Origin of the sequence: Streptomyces sp. WZ-12, assembly GCF_028898845.1 — a bacterium.
Classification (GTDB): domain Bacteria; phylum Actinomycetota; class Actinomycetes; order Streptomycetales; family Streptomycetaceae; genus Streptomyces.
In genome coordinates this window covers 7,950,139-7,967,850 of record NZ_CP118574.1, presented here as the reverse complement: position 1 = coordinate 7,967,850, position 17,712 = coordinate 7,950,139, and the positions used below count along the sequence as shown (strand labels likewise).

Here is a 17,712-nt window from a genome sequence, read left to right as displayed (position 1 = left end):
TCAACGCTCCTGGGAGGTGGGGCGGACCATGATCTCGTTGATGGCGACCCGGGCCGGCTGGGTGACCATGAAGGCGATGGCGCGGGCGATGTCCTCGGCGTCCAGCCAGGTGTCGCGCGGCAGGCCGTGGGCGGCCGCCGCCTGCCCGCCGAGGGGCATCTCGGTGGTGGTCATGCCCGGTTCGACCAGTCCGACGCGCACGCCGCGGCCGGTCACCTCCTGGCGCAGGGCCTCGCTGAAGCTGCACACCGCGTGCTTGGTGGCGGAGTAGACGCTGTTGTCCTTGCGCGGCACCCGCCCGGCGACCGAGCTGACGTTCACCAGGTCGGCGGTGCCGCGCGGCGCCGACGCAACGGCCCGGAGCAGGTGCGGGAGCGCGGCGTGCGACATCCGCAGCACGGCCTTGAGGTTGAGGTCGACCATCCGGTCCCACTCCTCGGGGTCGCTGTCGAGCACCGCGCCGCGGGCGCCGTAGCCGGCGTTGTTCACCAGCACGTCCAGGCGGCCGAAGTGCTCCACGGTGCGGTGGACCGCCTGCGCGGCCTGTGCACCGTCGGTGAGGTCGGCGGCCAGGGTGAGGGTCGGGGCGGTGTCCTGTGCGTCGATGTCCGCGGCCAGTTCGGCCAGGCGGTCGGCGCGGCGGGCGACGAGGGCGAGGGCACAGCCCTCCCGCGCCAGGGCGCGCGCGGTGGCGGCGCCGATGCCGCTGGAGGCGCCGGTCACCAGCGCGACGGTGCCGGCCAGGGGGCGGCCGTCGGTGGGGGCGGTGGCGCGGTCCGCGGGCGTCGGGGTGTCGGTGCTGCCGGTGGGCATGATGGCGTGGTGCTCCTCGTCGTCGGTGGGTCTCCCCCGTTCCGGTCCCGGGAGGCTTACCCCGTCGGGTAACCGATGCAGCATCACCGCAGGGGCGTGGCAGGCACCTTGGCGGGCGATGACGGCCGGGCGGTGCGGGTGCCCCGGCAGCGGGTATCACCCTGGTGCATCCGCTTCTCACGCTCCTTGGAGCCGCTCATGAAGCACACCCATCCCCTGCCCGGGGACATCGGGCTCACCCAGATATCCGGCGCCACCGGCCAGTTGATCCGCTTCGGCCAGTGGATCAACGGAGACGGCTTCGCCGACTACGAACACACCTTCCTGGTCCTGCCCGAGGACCGGCTGTTGGAGGCCGAGCCGGGCGGCGCCCGCATCCGGCCGCTCAGCGAATACCAGGGCACCGACGTCCGCTATGTGTGCCCGAAGCGCCTCACCGAGCAGCAGCGCGAACGGATCTGCGCGGCGGCCGACCACTACGTGGGCGTGCCCTACAGCTTCCTCGACTACCTGGCGATCGCAACCCACCGCATCCATCTGACCGTTCCGGGGCTGCGCCGCTACGTGGCCAGCACCCACCACATGATCTGCTCCCAACTCGTGGACAGGTGCTACCAAGACGGCGGCGTCCAGCTCTTCTCGGACGGCCGCTGGCCGGGTTACGTGACGCCGATGGCGCTCTACAAGCTGCTGGCCGGCTGAAGCCGGCGGGCGGGGCGCTCTTCGGGGTCCGCCCGACGTGCGGGCGTGCCGGCCGGACCGGCACGCCCACGGGTCGCTCAGGTGCCGGTCTTGTGGCCGTAGACGTACACGGCGGTGCCGTAGTGCAGCAACGACCAGTACTTCTTGGCGTCGTTGGGGCGCATGTTGACGCAGCCGTGTGAGCCCGGGGCGGACCAGACGCTGCCGCCGATGGCGTGGAACGCCTCGCCGCCGTCGAAGAACTGGCTGTACGGCATGGCCGAGTGGTAGATCGTCGACACGTGGTGCAGGTGTCGCCAGTAGATGTGCTTGAGGCCGGTGCGGGTCGCCCCGCCCTCGCGCCCGGTGCGGATCGGCACCGGTCCGTAGACCAGGCGGCCGCCGTCCTGGATCCAACTGAGCTGACGGGTCAGGTCGACGCAGGCGATCCGGCCTTTGTTGGTGGGGCACTTGTGGGCGCTGTTGGGGTGGCCGCCGGCCGCCCGCTGCTTGGCCACGAGCTGCATCACGTTCCAGGTGACGGGGCCGGCGTAGCCGTAGTTGGGGGTGATGCCGTGGCTGTTCTGGAAGGCGCGGATGGCGCGGCAGTCGGAGGGGGACTGCCGGCCGTCGACCCGGAGTCCGAGGAACCGCTCGGCCTGCTTCTGGTACGGGCCGCGCAGTCCGTAACATCCCGACCGGTCGGCGGCCTGGGCGGGGGAGCTCAGCGCCACCGTCAGCGGGAGGGCGAGGGAGGCGAGGGCGAGCGCAGCGCCCGTTCGCCGGCCGAGGGCGCCGACCGCGGGTCTGCTCAGTCGTAAGGGTATGCGTCTCATATTCGAGAGGACTCCCGACCCCGCGGGCCGGTTGCGGAGGGCGGCGGGACGTAGCGCCTTATGCGCCAGAAAACCGGCTGGGGCGGCGCCCGTTGATTGCGGTTGATGGTGATTGGTGGCGTGTGCTCGTGGGCGCGGGGTGGATGCGTTGAGCGTGCCGCGGCGATGCGGCGCCGCCGAAACCGCCCGCGAGGTGCGAAAGCGCCGCGGACCGGCGGACAGGACGCGAACGACGCGTGCATCTGGCAAGAATGTCTTGAACGGCCGCTGGGGAGCGGGCTGTTGGGGCGTTGAGACGGGTCCGTGAGCGTTGGTTGACGGGCGTTGACGAGCCTGGCGAGGGCGCCCTACAGTCCCGAACTGTTACCGCTAGGCGGATGTTTTGCGTCACGATACGGATGGCACGGCGGAGGTGGGGCACCCGGCATCCCCTCCGACCGACTGGGAGGGCTGAGGTGTCCGAGGTGTCCGAGGTGTCGAGGGCCGACGCGCTGGGTCCCGTTGCCGCGGCAACGAGGCGCTTCCTGGCGACCGTTGAGGGGTTGACCGACGCGGACGTCGGCGGCGCGACGCTGGTGCCGCCGTGGACCCGCGGGCATGTCATCACTCATGTCGCGCGCGCCACCGACAGTCTCTGCCGGCTGCTCACATGGGCCCGTACCGGCGTGGAGACCCCGCAGTACGCCAACATGGCGGCCCGGTCCGCGGAGATCGAGGCCGGCGCCCGGCGGCCGGTCCGCGAACTGCTGGCCGATGTGACGGCGAGCGCCGAGCGCTTCGACCACGCCGTGCGCACCCTGCCGGCGGCGGCCTGGAGTTACGAGGTGCGGATGCGCACCGGCGAACTGCGCACCCCGGCCGCCCTGGTGCCCACCCGGCTGCGCGAACTGGAGGTCCACCACGTCGATCTGGACGCCGGCTACGCCTTCGCCGATGTACCGTCCGCGGCCGCCCGTTGGATCATCGACGACCTCATCGCGGCGCAGCGCCGGCGCGCGGACGTCCCGCCCCTACGCATCGAGGCGACGGACACCGACCTCGTCCACGCGGTGGGCACCGGTGGGCCGACCGTCACGGGCACCCAGGCCGCCCTCCTCGGCTGGCTCACCGGTCGCACGGCCGGGGCCGGCCTCGCCACCTCCGCGCCCGGGCCGGTCCCCCCGGCGCCGTACTGGATCTGACGGGAGCCGGCTCGGCATCCGGCGGTGCCCGACCGAAACCCCTTCACCGCTCCCCCTCCCGCCCGGTGCCGTGCTCCGCCGAGTTCCGGAAGCCGAACAGTGCGTACACGACGAGACCGAGGGCGAGCCAGACCGCGAAGCGGAGCCACGTCAGCCGGTCCAGGTGGACGATCAGCCAGAGCGAGAAGGCGACTCCGACGGCCGGGACCAGTGGGACCCATGGGGTGCGGAAGGCGCGCGGCAGGTCGGGGCGGGTCCGGCGGAGCACCACCACGGCGATCGCCACGACGATGAAGGCGGCGAGGATGCCGATGTTGGTCAGGCCGGCGGCCTCGCGGATCGGCAGGAGGCCGGCGATCAGGGCCGCGCCGATGCCGACCGGCCAGATCACCCTGGTGGGGACGTGCCGGCGCGGATGGTTGCGGGCGAAGTAGCGCGGCAGCAGCCCGTCGCGACTCATCGCGAACCAGACCCGGGTCACCGCCAGCATGTTGGCGAACGCGGAGGTCGTGATGCCGACGACGGCGCCGACGGCGACCACCGTGCCCAGCCCGGCCAGGCCCACCGACGCCAGCGCGCCGGAGAACGGGCTCCGGACGTCGATGTCCCGGTAGCTCTGCATGCCGAGCAGGACGACGCAGACCGCCAGGTAGATCACGGCGGCGATGCCGAGCGAGAGGATGATCGCCTTCGGCAGCACCCGCTTCGCCTCGGCGCTCTCCTCCGCCGCCGCGCTCATCGCGTCATAGCCGTAGACCGCGAAGAAGGCGGTGGCCGCGCCGGTGACCGCGCCGCCGATCCCGTAGGGCAGGAACGGGCGGTAGTTGCTCGCCGAGAGGTGAAGGGCGCCGGCGACGACCACCACCGCGACGATGCCCAACTTCACGGCCACCAGGGCGGTTTCGAAGCGGGCCGACTGCCGAGTCCCGCGGGAGAGGACGAAGGCCAACAGCAGGCACAGCAGGGCGGCGAAGAGGTCGAACCGGTGGCCCGGACCGGTGCCGGGCGCGCCCAACATCCAGGCGGGGACGTCGAGTCCGAACCGCGTCAGGAGGTAGGAGAAGTAGCCGGACACCGCGATGGCCACGACGGCGACGATGGCGGTGTACTCCAGCAGCAGGTCCCAGCCGATGATCCAGCCGACGATCTCGCCGAGGGCGGCGTAGGAGTAGGTGTAGGCCGATCCGGCCCGGGGGATGGCGCCGGCGAACTCGGCGTAGCAGAGCGCGGCCGCGGCGCTGGCGACGAGCGCGATGAGGAAGGAGAGCAACACGCCCGGCCCGGCGTCCTGGTGGGCCACGACGCCGGCGAGCGAGAAGACGCCGGCGCCGATCAGGCCGCCCAGGCTGAGGGCGACCAACTGCCACAGCCCCATGGTGCGGCGCAGGCCGCCCGCGGTCTCCGCCTCGGAGGCGTCGACCGGCTTGCGCCGGAAGACGCCGGCGCGGGAGAAGAGCGCCCTGGTGGGGGCCGTGGTCCCGGTCGGTGGCGCGGGAGTTGAGCGGGGCATGGCGGCCCTCCGGTGGGTACGTGCGGCGGTCGGGCCGGGCGCGCGGGTGCGGTGGGCGGCCCGGCGCCCGGGGCGCGACGGCGTCAGAGCACGAACCCGTGCGGGAACGGGTCGCGGGGGTCGAGCACATAGGTGGCGGTACCGGTGATCCACGCCCGGCCGGTGATCTCGGGTACGACGGCGGGGAGTCCGCCCACCTCGCCGGTGCCGACCAGCCGTCCGGTGAACCTGGTGCCGATGAAGGACTCGTTGACGAAGTCGGTGTGCAGCGGGAGTTCGCCGCGGGCGTGCAACTGCGCCATCCGCGCCGAGGTGCCGGTGCCGCACGGCGAACGGTCGAACCAACCGGGATGGATCGCCATCGCGTTGCGGGAGTGCCGGGCGGTTGCGTCCGGCGCGAGGAACTGCACGTGCTTGCAGCCGGCGACGAGCGGATCGACCGGGTGCACGGGCCGGTTCTGCTCGTTCACCGCGCGCATCAGGGCCAGGCCGGCGGCCAGGATCTCCTCCTTGCGGGAGCGGTCGAACGGCAGCCCGGTCCGGGCCAGTTCGACGATGGCGTAGAAGTTCCCGCCGTACGCCATGTCGTAGCGGATCTCGCCGAGGCCCGGAACGGTCACCGTGGCGTCCTGCTCGACCGCGAACGCGTCCACGTTGCGCACCGTGACGTGTTCGGCGACGCCGTCGCGGACCGCCACCCGGGCCTGCACCAGCCCGACCGGGGTGTCGAGGCGGACCGTGGTCTCCGGCTCGGTGACCGGCACCAGGCCCTGCTCCACCAGCACCGTGGCGACCCCGATGGTGCCGTGGCCGCACATCGGCAGGAATCCGCTGACCTCGATGTAGAGCACGCCCCAGTCGGCGTCCGGGCGGGTCGGGGGTTGCAGGATGGCCCCGCTCATCGCGGGGTGGCCGCGGGGTTCGTCGACCAGGAAGCGGCGCAGCGGATCCAGGTGCGCCATCGCGTAGCGGCGGCGCTCGGCCATGGTGGCGCCCGGGATCGGATCGACGCCGCCGGTGACGACGCGGGTGGGCATACCCTCGGTGTGCGAGTCGACCGCGGAGACCGAACGGACCGCGCGGACGCCCCGGCCGTCCTCATGGGGGCGGGTGTCCATCAGGCGTCCCGCTTCGCGAGCGCGGAGATGGCGCGCGCCATGTCGGCCTCGACCTGGACGCGTTGGTCCGGCGCGAGCGGGCCGCGCGGGGGTCGGCAGGGCCCGCCGAACCGGCCGACGCGCTCCATGCCCAGCTTGATCGCCTGGACGAACTCGGTGCGCGAGTCCCAACGGAACGCGGCCACCAGCGGCTCGTAGAGCGCCCGGGCCTCCGCCAGTCGCCCGCCGACGGCCAGTTCGTACAGGCGGGCCGACTCGGCCGGGAAGACGTTGGGGAATCCGGCGAACCAGCCGGTGGCGCCCATCAACAGGCTCTCCACCACCACGTCGTCGGCGCCGGCGATCACCGCCAGGTCGGGCACCCGTTCCCGGATCTCCAACACCCGCCGGACATCGCCGGAGAACTCCTTCACCGCCACGATGTTGTCGATCCCGGCGAGCTCGGCGAGCAGGTCCGGGGTCAGATCGACCTTGGTGTCATGGGGGTTGTTGTAGACCATCACCGGCAGGCCGACGGAGGCCACCGCCTCGAAGTGGGCCAGGACCTCACCGCGGTTGGCCCGGTACATCGTCGGCGGCAGGCACAGCAGCCCGTCGGCGCCGTCCTCGGCGGCCGCCTCCGCCCAGTGCCTGGCCTGGTGGGCGCCGGCGCCGTGCACCCCCACCACGACCGTGCCGGAGTCGCCCACCGCCTCGATCGCGGTACGGGCCACGGTCCGCCGCTCCTCGTCGGTCAGCGCCGCGTACTCGCCCAACGAGCCGTTGGGGCAGACCCCGTGACAGCCACTGTCGACCAGCCAGCGGCAGTGTTCGGCGTAGCGGTCGTAGTCCACCGCCAGACCTGCCGGCGCGGCGGGGTCCTCGGAATACGGCAACGCGGTGGCGACGATCACTCCGCCGAGACCACGGGGTTGCCGGATGTCTGTACTCATCGCTCGGTCTCCTTGGTGGGAGTCGGGGGAACGTGGGAAGGGTGGTCGGGTTGCGGTGGTGGTTGCGGTGGTGCGGCCAGTTCGCCGAGGCGGATGGGGTGGGCGAGGGGGCGGTGGTGCGGAGTCGCCGGGGGCAGTCCCGCCACCGGTCGTTCGACGGTGGGGCCGTTGCCCAGGCGGGCGGTCAGTTCCGCCACGGTGGGGCCGCAGATCCGGCCCTGGCAGGGGCCGAGGCCGGCCCGGGTCGCCAACTTGGTGACCCGGGCGGCCGCCCCCGCCGGACTGGCGACGGCCCTCCGGAGCGCGCCGTAATCGGTCCCCTCACACCGGCAGATGACGGTCCCCGGGCTCAGCCATCCGGGCCAGGCCGGGCCGATCGGGTGCGCCCGGGCCAACCGCCGGGCGAACGCGCGCCCTTGGTCGCGGGCGCGGCGCACGGAGCGCAGGGCGGGCGCCGCCGGATCACCGCCGGCCGCGATCCAGCCGGCGAGGGTCCCCTCGACCCGCGCGGCCGGCGCACCCGCGATCCCGGTGATCTCACCCGCGGCGAACACCCCGGGGGCGGTGGTGCGTTGGTCGTCGTCGACGACCACGAACTGATCCACCGCGCTCGCCCGCTCCCCATCCGCCGGGCGTCCCGACGCCGCGTCCCGCAGGGCGCATCCTGCGGCCAACGGAAGTTCCAACTGCGGGCTGAAGCCATGACTGACGCACAGCGCGTCCACCGCCGTGCTGCGCTCGCTGCCCGGAACCACCGACCAGTCCGCCCGCAACCGTGCACTGACCACCTCCTCCACCCGCCCCTCACCGCGCGCCCCGACCACCGCCCGACCACACCGATACGGCACCCGATGACGGGCCAAGTCGACGACGTACGCGCGGAGTTCGCCGGCCTTGCCGGTCAGCGCGGCCAGTTCCCAGGCGCGCCGTGACCAGCCGCGGGCCAACGTGGCCGGGGTGTTGGCCTCCAGTACCTCCAGGACCCCCGCCCCGGCCTCCAGCAGGCTCACGGCCACCGGAAGGAGGAACGGCCCGGTACCGGCGACCACCACCCGGTCTCCCACCGCCACCCGCTCCCCCTTGGCCAGCGCCTGCGCCGCACCCGCCGTGAACACCCCCGGCAACTCCCAACCGGGGAACGGCAGTACGCGATCGTGAGCGCCGACGGCCAGCACCAGCGCGTCGGGGTCGAGCACGTGCCGGACCCGCGCGCCGCCATCGGGCGGGCCGGAGAGCAGATGCACGCGCGGCGCCTGCGACGACCGTGGCGGCCCGGGGTCACCTGGGCTGTCCAACTCCCCTTCCGGGAACCGGTGTTCCAGTGCCCACACCACGGTCTCCGGGCACCAGGTGCACCGCGGGTGTGCCAGCACCCGTCGCCGCCGACGGTCGAACGCCCGCCAACCGTGCTGGAGTTGATCGGGGCGGGCGGCGGCATAGGCATCGGGGAGCATCCGGTGGTACTGCCCACCGGGGTTCTCCGCCGAGTCGACCAACGTCACCCGGGCCCCGGCCCGCAACGCCGCCTCCGCCGCCGCCAGCCCGGCGGGCCCCGCCCCCACGACGGCAACATGGACCCGACACAACGTCACTCTTCCTCCTCAGAAGGGGAATTGAATCCGTTCCCCACCCTGCGCTGAGTGGTGATCACGTCCCCGTCCCGGGCGCGGCGGCGGCAGGCCCGCACATCACGCTCGTCGCCCACGCTCACCAGGCAGTCGAAGCAGACGCCGATGCCGCAGAACACCCCGCGCGGGGCGCCCGACGGCCCCCGGCGCCAGGCCAGGCGGCCGGCCGCGAGCAGCACCCCCGCGATGGTCTGGCCGGCAATGCCGTCCAGGGGCTCGCCGTCCACGGTGATCCGCAACGGGACCTCCCGTCGGCCGACGGCGTCCGCGTCCACCGGGATACGCCTCGGACTCATCCCGCCCCCTCCCCGTCGTCCCGGCACACCGCGGCTGCCGCCGGGTGGCCCGTCGCGCCCAGTACGGCGGGCCGGTCCACCCGGAACGGCGCCGCATCGATCTCCGTCGACTGACCCAACATCAGGTTCCGCAGCAGTCGCGCCGTGCCGACCGACAGGCCGATCCCGGCGCCCTCGTGGCCACCGGCGTGCCACAGTCCGGCCAGTCGCGGGTCCGCGCCGATGATCGGCAGGTGGTCGGGGACGTACGGGCGGAAGCCGCCGTACGCGCGCATCACGGGAACGCCGGCCAGGCACGGGAACAGCCGCAGTGCCTTGGCGGCGATGGCCGACAGCACCTCGGGGCGCAGCCGGTCGTCGAAGCCGACGCGGCGCCGCGAGGAGCCCAACAGGACGCTGCCGGCGCGGGTGGCCTCCACCACCGCCGAGGTCTGCATCGCCTCGGCGCTGCTGCCGACCGCGCCCACGTAGTCGGCGTCGTAGACCTTGTGGAAGACCAAGGGTGGCAGCGGCGTGGTGACCAGCACGTCGCCGCGCCGGGGGCGGACGTCCACCGGTGCGCCCAGGCGGGCGGACAGTTCACCGGACCACGGGCCGGCCGCATTGACGAACAGGTCCGCCTCGATCGGACCGGTGGAGGTGCGTACGCCCGTGAGTACCCCCGTGGACGCATCGCCGCGGGTGACGGCTCCGAGCACCTCACACCCCGTCCGCAGCCGCGCCCCCGCGTCGAGCGCGTCGGCGAGCAACGCGGCGGCTGCGGCGGCCGGTTGGACCTGGGCATCGTCCGGATAGTGCAGTGCCGCGGTGTGCTCGCGGGTGGCGAACGGTTCGGCCTCGGCGAGAGCCCGGGCGTCGAGGGGTTCGACGCGCACGCCGGCCGCGCGTTGGGCGGCCGCGAAGCGGGTCAACTCCCGGGCTCCGACGGCGGTCGTGGCGATCACGATGCCCCCTTTGGGGTCCCACTCCACCGAACGGGCCGTATGAAGGCGTCGGTTGACGAGTTCGGTGAGCACCTCGGGCCAGAGTCGCCGAGAAAATTGGGCCAACTCCAGTTCGGGGCCCGGCCCTTTGTCGGAGACGAGGACGTTCCCCTCGCCGTGTGCGGTGGTGGCCGCGGCCGCGCCGCCGCGGTCGACGACGAGGACATCGAGCCCGGCCAGGGCCAACTCCCGTGCGCACGCGGCACCGATGATGCCGGCCCCGAGCACCACCGCCCGCGCACCGCGCGCTCCGTACGTGGCCTGCGTTCCGTGCGCCCTGTTCATCGAACCCACTCCGTTCGGTAGAACGAACGGTGAACGGGGGGAGGTTATGGCGCCACGGAGGGTGTGTCAACGGCCACGGCAGCCGAGCGCCGCATCCGAGAGATGCAGTCGCTGGTCAGCCCGGTACTGCAACAGCAACACCGAGCGCACGGGGCCCGCGAGCGCCGTGTAGCTGTGCGGGAGCGTCGCATCGAAGCCCACATAGTCCCCCGGGCCGAGCTCCACCTCGCGTCCGTCCACCCGCACCCCGAGCCGGCCCGCCTGAACGACGGTGTGCTCGGAACCCACATGACCGAGCGAGTCCTGCCGGCGGCCGGCCCTGACCCGCTGGTCGTAGACCTCGAAGACCCCGTCGCCCGACTCGATCCGCCGCAGCGGCCGGAGGTCGACGCCCTCGCCGCTCAGCACCTCGACCTCCGCGGCCCGCACCACCGTCAACCCGCCTGCGGGACGGGCGTCCAGCAGGTCCGAGATGGGCACTTCCAGGACCCGCGAGAGGCTGAACACCGTTTCGATGGTGGGATTTCCCGTGCCGGACTCCAACTGCGAGAGCGTCGCCTTGCCGATCTTCGACCGCCGGGAGAGCTCGGAGAGCGACAGCCCCTGACGGGTCCTCAACTGCCGCAGGTTCGCCGCCAACATCTCCCTGATCGACCCCTCGGGTCGCTCGGCGCTCTCGCCCCCTTCGACACCCTCAGAGCACGCCGCGCAACTCCCCCCGGAAATCCCCGACTTGCCGGAAGCATTCACGTCCTTCCCCCTTACTCTCCCCCGCTCGGCATCCCGTCCGTCCGCGCGCCCGTTCGTTATAACGTACGCACCCAGCCACGGAGCTCTCGATCAGGACGCGTCGATCAGGCGTTGTCGATGAGGATGGCGGCCATGGTCTGGGCGCACTCCGCCGCCACGTCGACCGACCGCATGGAGTTCGCGATGCAGGCACCCTCGTGCAGGATGAGTAGCTGGCCGGCAAGGGCCTCGGGGTCGGCGGCACCAGCCTCGGTGGCGAGGTCCCTCAAGTACCCCATCTGCCACGCCTTTTGCTCGCGTGCGATGTCCTGTCCGGGGTGGTTGGCCGGCAGCTCGACGTGGGCGTTGACGAAGGCGCAGCCACGGGGGTTGCGCTCGCGCATCCAGTCACGCAGGGCGGCGAAGGTGGCCAGCAGTCTGCCCTTCGGAGATCCGCCCCGCTCCTCGACGTACCGCACGAGCGTGGTGCGCCACAGCTCGTCCCGGGCACGGAGATAGGCCAGGATCAGATCGTCCTTCGAACCGAAGCGGTCATAGAGCGTCTTCTTGGTGACCCCCGCCTCCTCGGCGATCGCCTCCACGCCGATGGCCCGGATTCCCCGCTCGTAGAAGAGCCTTGAGGCGGTATCGAGAATCCGCAGGCCGGCTGGGGTCAGGTGCGGTATCCCGTGCCGTTTCCCACCCCGACCAGTCGTCCCACTGTCGCCAGTCATGCGTTGACGGTACACCGAGCGGTATGGTTACGTCAGTAGCTATACCGGTGAGTATACTCGCGGGGTTTGAGCGGAGTCCGGCCATGACTCCCCTGATGTCGTTTTCCGTAGAAGGAGGTCCTCCGTGGAGCCTGTCATCATCAGCGCGGGCAGCGAGTTGCTGCGGGAGAACCTCGCTGCGGCCGGTCGCGATCTCCATCGGCGCGGCTGGCTGCCAGGCGCCTCGGGACACCTCTCGGCGCGGAGCGGCGAGGCCGTTCTGCTCACCGTCGACGGAGTGGACCGGGGCGCGCTGACCCGTGACGACATCGTCCTGATCGAGCCCGGCGAGGGGCTTCCCCTGCTCGGAGAGGTCGAATGGCCGCCGGCCGACGCCTGCCTGCACCTGGCCCTCTACCGCGGGCTGCCTGATTGCGGGGCGGTCATCCAGGCCGCACCACCGCACACCACCGAGCTGTCAACGGCGGCGCACACGACCGGGGCGATCGACCAAGTTACCCTCGGTGGGCCGGAGTTGGAGACGACGACCGACGAACTGGGGACTGGCGACGACCCCGACTCCGCCACCCCGGCCACCCTCCCCATCGTCACCACCTGGCCCGACCTCCCACACACCACCGAGGTCATTGCGGACCACCTCGCCAGGCATCCGCAGGGCGCCCCGCCCGCCCTGCTCATCGCCGGGTACGGGGTGTTGGCCTGGGGCCGCGACCTGGAGACCGCCCGCGCACGACTGACACACGTCGAGGAGCTCGGCCGCCTCACGCGACTGACCGCGACCCGGGAGGCCGACACCGCGGACGCACCACAAGGGGTGTGCTGACGGTCGAGCCGAGCTGAACCCGTCCGACCCGGCTCCGTTCCGTCAACTCCCCTTCCCCCCGGCGAAGTTGAGCGAGGCAACTGCCCGTGGACGGCGCTGGTGTCGCATCGCGTACCGCCACATCACCGTCCCCGACATGCGGATTCGCCGTCACGGGTGGATGAATCCCCCGACCGATGCGTGCGCGGCCCCACTCGACGGCGCACAAGCGTGTAACGGTCCCGCGTCAAAGCGCGCCGGGGGCGCTCCCCGCGGCGCGCCGTTGTGGTGCACTTGAGAGACGTGGGTTCTTCTCATGTACGGGGGAGCGATGACGAGTTCGACTGCCTGCTCCGGATGCGGCCGGGACAATCCACCCGGTGCGGCGTACTGCGCCGACTGCGGCACGGCCGTGGGTTCGTCACCGCCCGGCGCCTCTCCCCCACCATCGCCACCGTCGCTGGCCAAGTCCACCTGGCAGCAGGCCGCCAGTCCGAGCCCCGGCGCCGGAGGCTCCGATCCCCACCGTCGCCCCGCCGCCCGGTCGGCCGCGTCCGGCGGCTCCGCCAAGTCCACTTGGCAGCAGGCCGGCGGCGCCGGAGGCGGCGGGCTCAAGCCGCTGTGGCAGAAGACCGCCGCCACCACCAGTCCCGCCGACCGCCGTGCCACCGGCCCGCGTTGGGGTGACAGCAAGGATCTGACCCGGTATCTGTGCGCCGCCAGTTATCTGGACCGCGCGTTCGCCAGGGCGCTCATCAAGGAGATCGCCGCGGAACCCCATCTGGGTGTGGCGGCCGCCCCCGCCTGCGATCTCAACGTCGTGCTGCGGCACGCCTATCTCGCCGACGCACGCCGGCACAGTCGGGATCTCGTGCTGGCCGGCCTGCTCCTGTTCGCCCTGGTGGCGGCCAGGCCCGTCGTGATCCTGCTGGTGCTGTTCCTGGCCTGGATGGCGACGCTCGTCTTCGAACTGTCCACCCGCTACGGCCGGTTCCTCCAGAACCTCCGCCCGGACCGGTTCGATCCCCAGGCGGCCCCGCAGCCCGTCAACCCCGGCGTCGCCGCCCGCCTCGGCCAGATCGACGGCTACGCCACCGGGAACGTCACCACGTACAGCGGGTATGCCCCCTTCCTCGGCTACGGGTCCGAACTCGACTCCTGGTCCCTGTCGTTCGACGTGACCACGTCCAGCCGACCGGGCGCCAACCCACAGAACTTCGACGTGAAGGACCTCTACGACCACATCGCCAATCGGGTCGGCACGCTGTCCCTGCCGTGCCTGGAGATCGAGGAGCGGGTGTTCGTCGACGGCCTGGCGGTCCTTGAGGACAGGCGGTTCCTGCCGAACCCGCTCGGCCGACCCGTCGCCCGCGTTCCCCCGCGCCTCATGGACGACCTGAAGCGCAACCCTGAAGAGGGTGCCCGTCCCTATCTGATCATCCATTCCACCGGCTGGCGCGGCGAGTTGGTGACTTCGCTCTTCCTCCGCTTCTTCCGTTCGGAGACCAACCTCTCCGTCGAAGCCGTCCAGACCGTGCTGGGCCCGCTGCACGACCGCTACCGCCTGATCGACACCCTGATGCCCCGCCCAACCGCGGCCGAACTGGCCAACCTGATCAGCCAGTCGATGGTCCGCGCCCCCTTCCTGCTGATCCCCTCGCTCTTCCGCGCGGTCGTGGGGTTCTTCCCCGACTACGGGATGCGGTGGCGCGTCAGGCATCAGGACAAGCTGATCACACGGCTGCGCAGGTTCGACTACGGGGCGCGGCAGAGCGTGCGCCAGAAGGCGTCGGCCGGTCAGTACCGCCGCTACTTCCAGAAGGCCGACAACGGCATGGTGCTGAAGACGGTGGAGAAGCGGGTCCTGGACGCACTGGTGGAGTTCGCCGAAGCACGGGACATCGACGTCAGCGAGTTGATTCAACGTCAGGAAGTCATCATCAACAACGGCATCATCGCGACCGAGGGCGCAAAGGTGGAGTCCAATGCCGTCGCCTCCGGCGAGAAGTCCCGGATCTCGATCGACATGCTCAAGAAGACGTTCTCGATGGTGACGGACTGATCGGAGCACTCCGACTGGTCGGAGTGGTCCAGCCGGTCGGAGCGATCCAACCGAGCGGACTGATCCGGTCGGTCTGCGCCAGGCATTTTCCTGGTTGAGGCATCCTCACGAGGACAGGGAGGCGGAACGGACATGCAGCGGAAGAACAACGGTGGAATCGTTGCCGGTGGCGGTGCGAACGTCGTCGGGAACGCCGTCGCCAGCGGGGAGAACTCCAAGGCCGAGGTCCATCACGTCAGTGTGGGGGCGGAGGGCGACGACGGCCGGCCGCGGTCGCCCCAGGAGATCGGCGAGCTCCTCGCCCAACTCATCGAGCAGCTAAGGGAATCCGACCATCCCGAGCGGGACGATCTGGTTGAGGCGGCGCAGGACGCCCGCGAGGAACTCGCCTCGGAGTCGCCGCGCCGGGGCAAGCTGAAGTTCTTCGCCAGGTCACTGGTGGATGCCGTACCGCGGTTCACCGCCCTGGCCTCGTTGGCGGTGACGATCGAGCAAGCGATCCACGGGCTGTAGAGCATGCCGTCCTGCCTCCACTGCGGTGCGCCCTACCCCGCCGGCACGGCGTCCTCCTGCCCCCGCTGCGGTACGCCGCGGACGCGGGGTACGAGCGGCACCTGGGGCGCCAATGCATCACGAGGTGCCGCCCACCAACCCGACCGGTCCCCCGCGCCCGGCTACATCCGGGTCGGGTCCACCATGCTCCCCCGGTGGTTGCCATGGCTGCTGTTGGCCCTGTTCCTCGTCGGTGGCGGGGCCGAATTCCTCATCCTCCGGGCCGATTCCGACCGCTCCTCCCCCGCTTCCGACTACCCCTCGCCGAGCACTGCACCGCCCGCCGCCCCCGGCCTCGATCCGACCCCCACCCCCACCCCGTACACCGCCCCGGGCGACCCTGCCGGCTCCCCCTCGTCCGCGTCCCCGCCGTCACCGTCCCCCTCCCCAGACACCCCCAGCGGGATCGTCGAGAGGTTCTACCGGGAGATCAACGCCCATGATTTCGCGGCGGCTTGGGAGCTCGGCGGCAAGAACATCGGCGGGGCCAACTACGGCGACTGGGTCGCGGGCTACGGCAGCACCAGTCAGATCACCGTGAGCGCCGTTGACAGCACGAGCGGCGGCACGAACGCCGGAGAGGTCAGTGCGGTGGTGCGTGCGCTCCAGAACGACGGCTCGGTGAAGGTCTATTCAGGGACCTATACCGTCTCCAACGGTGCCATCGTGGACGCCCATCTGACCGGCGGGCAGTGATGACCGTCCGTCAACATCCCGTCTCCTCCCTCCTGTTCGGCCCGGTCCGTGTTGCGGGCGAGCGCTCAACCGCGCGCGTCGCGTCCGGACGGTGACTGGTGAAGATACTGGAGTCGGGTCTGCGCCGTGTAGACGTGGCGGGGGTCGAGCGCGGGCAGTTGGCGGAGCAGGTTGATCAGCTCGGGGCCGGTCTCGATCGCCTGGTCGGTGTCGGTGATCTGGTTCCAGCAATAGTGCGCGCCGCGGGCCGCGTTGAGGACCTCGGCGGAGTCCGGCGGCTGATGGGCCAGTCGGGTGCGGGCGGCCGCCACCCACAACTGGGTGGCGCGTGGCCAACGCCCCGCGATGCGGGCGAGGTCGGCCCGGATTTCGGCCCATTGCGTGGCCTGCGGCGAGTTGTACCCGTAGCGCTGGAGGGCCTGTTGTTCCCAGGACGCGGCCATTTCGGCGGCCTGGTCGTGGCGGCCGGCCTGGGCGGCCTGCCAGATGAGCGGCCTGGGGTCGGGGGCACTCGCGGGAGCGGGAGCGGGTGTGGGGGAGGTTGGTGGGGCGGACGCTGCCGGGGACGGCGACGGTTCCGCTTTCGGGGGTGCGGGCGGGGTCGCCGTGGGCTGGCACGGAAGTTCCGGGCGGGCCAGGGGAGTTGACTGGTCCGGTGCCGGGGTCAGATACGGGTTCGGGGCGGAGTCTTGTTGCTGCGGGGCCGCTGGGGATGGGCTCGCTTCCAGGGGGGTGGGGGTGTAGACCGGACCGGCGGTGGGGGTGGGCATGGGCGTCGACGTCAGCGGGAGCGGCGTCGGCCACGGTGTCTGGGCGGGGAACGGGCTCGGCGCGGCCGGCTGCTGCGGCGGCAACTGCTGGGAGTCGTAGGCGGGTTGCCCCGCCGCGTAGCCCGGGGTCGTGGGAAGTGGCGGGAAGTGGTCGAGGGCCGGCGGGGCGGGCGCGGGCTCGGCCTCCCGGCGGCGGGGGGCGGCGCGGTCGCCGGACAGCAGTCGCTTGATCGGTGCCCTCGGCCGGGTCTCCGCGGTGTCGTCGGACGAGCGCGGGGGCGCGAGCTGCGGGGTGTTGGGCAGGACGAGCGTGCCGGGCGGTATCGCGGCGGCGGCCACGGTCAGCGCGTGCAGCCGGGCGTTCTGGGGGCGTTCGGGCTCGTTGCGCAGCACGTCGATCAGATGCTGGGTATAGACGCTGATGCCGTCGGCCGTTCCGGCGAGGCCGGGCGGGGTGACGACGCCGTACACCTCGGCGTTGATCTCGGGCAGTCCGCCGCGTTCCTTGAGCACCGCCCAAGAGCCCTTGTCGGCGGCCGTGTCGAGCAGCACGGTGGTGGGGCCGCGGCGTTGGCGCAGCTCGTTGCGCAGCCATTCCCAGGGGAGGGCGGTGTAGCGCGTGGTGGCGGCCGTGGTGCCGGCGGAGGCGAGGTGGAGCCGGTGGTGCTTGCGGTCGACGGTCAACTGGCCGGCGAGATAGATGAGAAGGGGCCCGGACGCCGCGGCGGCGGTCCGCAACCTGATGAGCAGGGTGTTCTGATCGCGCGCGCCGTCGAGGTGGACGAGGTCGGCCGGCAGGGTACTTCCGAGCAGCACGGGCACGGGAACGGCGGTCAACGCCGCCAGGTTGGCGCTGGGTATCACCTGCACGGTGCGCCGGTGGGTGGCCCTGGCCCCCGCGATCAGCAGCACGTGGCCGCGCTGTTCCTCCCCGCTGGTCTGCATGGATGCACCCTACTCATGCGGGGGCCCGGACGAGGGATCGGCTGTCGGTTCTTTGCCGGGTCGGGGCGCATCGGACATTTCCGTACCGTGTCGGCCGAAAGTCCCGCCGTGCGCCCCTTCTTGCCGTCCACGACCGGCAGTTCACGGGAATCGGGCCCG

Annotated in this window: 17 protein-coding genes; 6 read left to right on the top strand and 11 right to left on the bottom strand. The window is 71.9% G+C overall.

What is annotated here, in order from left to right; all coding sequences use genetic code 11:
• Entirely contained in the window at window positions 1-813 is an 813-nt protein-coding gene (locus PV796_RS34895) for an SDR family oxidoreductase (protein WP_274917739.1), read from the bottom strand.
• 198 nt (window positions 814-1,011) lie between these two features.
• On the opposite strand from PV796_RS34895, the gene PV796_RS34890 reads away from it, so the two are divergent.
• Entirely contained in the window at window positions 1,012-1,515 is a 504-nt protein-coding gene (locus PV796_RS34890; RefSeq protein WP_274917738.1) for a hypothetical protein, read from the top strand.
• 77 nt (window positions 1,516-1,592) lie between these two features.
• On the opposite strand, the gene PV796_RS34885 is transcribed toward PV796_RS34890, so the two are convergent.
• Entirely contained in the window at window positions 1,593-2,330 is a 738-nt protein-coding gene (locus PV796_RS34885) for a L,D-transpeptidase family protein (RefSeq protein WP_274917737.1), read from the bottom strand.
• Between the two features lie 455 nt (window positions 2,331-2,785).
• On the opposite strand from PV796_RS34885, the gene PV796_RS34880 reads away from it, so the two are divergent.
• Window positions 2,786-3,511 carry a maleylpyruvate isomerase family mycothiol-dependent enzyme gene (locus tag PV796_RS34880; RefSeq protein ID WP_274917736.1) on the top strand — a complete coding sequence of 242 codons (726 nt, stop codon included), beginning with the start codon at window positions 2,786-2,788 and terminating at the stop codon, window positions 3,509-3,511.
• A gap of 43 nt (window positions 3,512-3,554) precedes the next feature.
• Here the strand turns inward: PV796_RS34880 and PV796_RS34875 are convergent, their stop codons facing one another.
• The 8 genes from PV796_RS34875 to PV796_RS34840 form a co-directional block, all read right to left on the bottom strand.
• Window positions 3,555-5,021, bottom strand: coding sequence for an amino acid permease (locus PV796_RS34875; RefSeq protein WP_274917735.1), 1,467 nt, complete (start codon window positions 5,019-5,021; stop codon window positions 3,555-3,557).
• Window positions 5,022-5,104: 83 nt separating this feature from the next.
• Entirely contained in the window at window positions 5,105-6,139 is a 1,035-nt protein-coding gene (locus PV796_RS34870) for a proline racemase family protein (RefSeq protein WP_274917734.1), read from the bottom strand.
• Window positions 6,139-7,071 carry a dihydrodipicolinate synthase family protein gene (locus PV796_RS34865; protein WP_274917733.1) on the bottom strand — a complete coding sequence of 311 codons (933 nt, stop codon included), beginning with the start codon at window positions 7,069-7,071 and terminating at the stop codon, window positions 6,139-6,141. The genes PV796_RS34870 and PV796_RS34865 overlap by 1 nt, the downstream gene beginning before the upstream one ends.
• Window positions 7,068-8,663 (bottom strand): FAD-dependent oxidoreductase, encoded by a 1,596-nt coding sequence (locus PV796_RS34860; protein WP_274917732.1) that lies wholly within the window; start codon window positions 8,661-8,663, stop codon window positions 7,068-7,070. Before PV796_RS34860 ends, PV796_RS34865 begins: the two co-directional genes overlap by 4 nt.
• Window positions 8,660-8,995, bottom strand: coding sequence for a (2Fe-2S)-binding protein (locus PV796_RS34855; RefSeq protein ID WP_274917731.1), 336 nt, complete (start codon window positions 8,993-8,995; stop codon window positions 8,660-8,662). The genes PV796_RS34860 and PV796_RS34855 overlap by 4 nt, the downstream gene beginning before the upstream one ends.
• Window positions 8,992-10,263 (bottom strand): NAD(P)/FAD-dependent oxidoreductase, encoded by a 1,272-nt coding sequence (locus PV796_RS34850; protein WP_274917730.1) that lies wholly within the window; start codon window positions 10,261-10,263, stop codon window positions 8,992-8,994. The genes PV796_RS34855 and PV796_RS34850 overlap by 4 nt, the downstream gene beginning before the upstream one ends.
• A gap of 66 nt (window positions 10,264-10,329) precedes the next feature.
• Window positions 10,330-10,905 carry a helix-turn-helix domain-containing protein gene (locus PV796_RS34845; RefSeq protein WP_274917729.1) on the bottom strand — a complete coding sequence of 192 codons (576 nt, stop codon included), beginning with the start codon at window positions 10,903-10,905 and terminating at the stop codon, window positions 10,330-10,332.
• Between the two features lie 212 nt (window positions 10,906-11,117).
• Window positions 11,118-11,726, bottom strand: coding sequence for a TetR/AcrR family transcriptional regulator (locus PV796_RS34840; protein WP_274917728.1), 609 nt, complete (start codon window positions 11,724-11,726; stop codon window positions 11,118-11,120).
• Window positions 11,727-11,850: 124 nt separating this feature from the next.
• On the opposite strand from PV796_RS34840, the gene PV796_RS34835 reads away from it, so the two are divergent.
• The 4 genes from PV796_RS34835 (at window position 11,851) to PV796_RS34820 (ending at window position 15,838) form a co-directional block, all read left to right on the top strand.
• Window positions 11,851-12,549 (top strand): class II aldolase/adducin family protein, encoded by a 699-nt coding sequence (locus tag PV796_RS34835; protein WP_274917727.1) that lies wholly within the window; start codon window positions 11,851-11,853, stop codon window positions 12,547-12,549.
• Between the two features lie 310 nt (window positions 12,550-12,859).
• Window positions 12,860-14,590 (top strand): zinc ribbon domain-containing protein, encoded by a 1,731-nt coding sequence (locus tag PV796_RS34830; RefSeq protein WP_274917726.1) that lies wholly within the window; start codon window positions 12,860-12,862, stop codon window positions 14,588-14,590.
• Between the two features lie 132 nt (window positions 14,591-14,722).
• On the top strand, window positions 14,723-15,103 hold the full coding sequence (locus PV796_RS34825) for a hypothetical protein (RefSeq protein WP_274917725.1): 381 nt from the start codon (window positions 14,723-14,725) through the stop codon (window positions 15,101-15,103).
• Window positions 15,104-15,301: 198 nt separating this feature from the next.
• A complete protein-coding gene (locus tag PV796_RS34820; RefSeq protein ID WP_274917724.1) occupies window positions 15,302-15,838 on the top strand; it encodes a hypothetical protein in 537 nt (178 codons plus the stop codon).
• Window positions 15,839-15,903: 65 nt separating this feature from the next.
• Here the strand turns inward: PV796_RS34820 and PV796_RS34815 are convergent, their stop codons facing one another.
• Window positions 15,904-17,553, bottom strand: coding sequence for a hypothetical protein (locus PV796_RS34815; protein ID WP_274917723.1), 1,650 nt, complete (start codon window positions 17,551-17,553; stop codon window positions 15,904-15,906).
• Between the last annotated feature and the right edge of the window lie 159 nt (window positions 17,554-17,712).

Coding starts and splice junctions, on each gene's coding strand:
- PV796_RS34895 (WP_274917739.1), bottom strand. CDS start 813: ATGCCCACCGGCAGCACCGACACCCCGACGCCCGCGGACCGCGCCACC.
- PV796_RS34890 (WP_274917738.1), top strand. CDS start 1,012: ATGAAGCACACCCATCCCCTGCCCGGGGACATCGGGCTCACCCAGATA.
- PV796_RS34885 (WP_274917737.1), bottom strand. CDS start 2,330: ATGAGACGCATACCCTTACGACTGAGCAGACCCGCGGTCGGCGCCCTC.
- PV796_RS34875 (WP_274917735.1), bottom strand. CDS start 5,021: ATGCCCCGCTCAACTCCCGCGCCACCGACCGGGACCACGGCCCCCACC.
- PV796_RS34870 (WP_274917734.1), bottom strand. CDS start 6,139: ATGGACACCCGCCCCCATGAGGACGGCCGGGGCGTCCGCGCGGTCCGT.
- PV796_RS34865 (WP_274917733.1), bottom strand. CDS start 7,071: ATGAGTACAGACATCCGGCAACCCCGTGGTCTCGGCGGAGTGATCGTC.
- PV796_RS34855 (WP_274917731.1), bottom strand. CDS start 8,995: ATGAGTCCGAGGCGTATCCCGGTGGACGCGGACGCCGTCGGCCGACGG.
- PV796_RS34850 (WP_274917730.1), bottom strand. CDS start 10,263: ATGAACAGGGCGCACGGAACGCAGGCCACGTACGGAGCGCGCGGTGCG.
- PV796_RS34845 (WP_274917729.1), bottom strand. CDS start 10,905: ATGTTGGCGGCGAACCTGCGGCAGTTGAGGACCCGTCAGGGGCTGTCG.
- PV796_RS34840 (WP_274917728.1), bottom strand. CDS start 11,726: ATGACTGGCGACAGTGGGACGACTGGTCGGGGTGGGAAACGGCACGGG.
- PV796_RS34830 (WP_274917726.1), top strand. CDS start 12,860: ATGACGAGTTCGACTGCCTGCTCCGGATGCGGCCGGGACAATCCACCC.
- PV796_RS34825 (WP_274917725.1), top strand. CDS start 14,723: ATGCAGCGGAAGAACAACGGTGGAATCGTTGCCGGTGGCGGTGCGAAC.
- PV796_RS34815 (WP_274917723.1), bottom strand. CDS start 17,553: ATGCAGACCAGCGGGGAGGAACAGCGCGGCCACGTGCTGCTGATCGCG.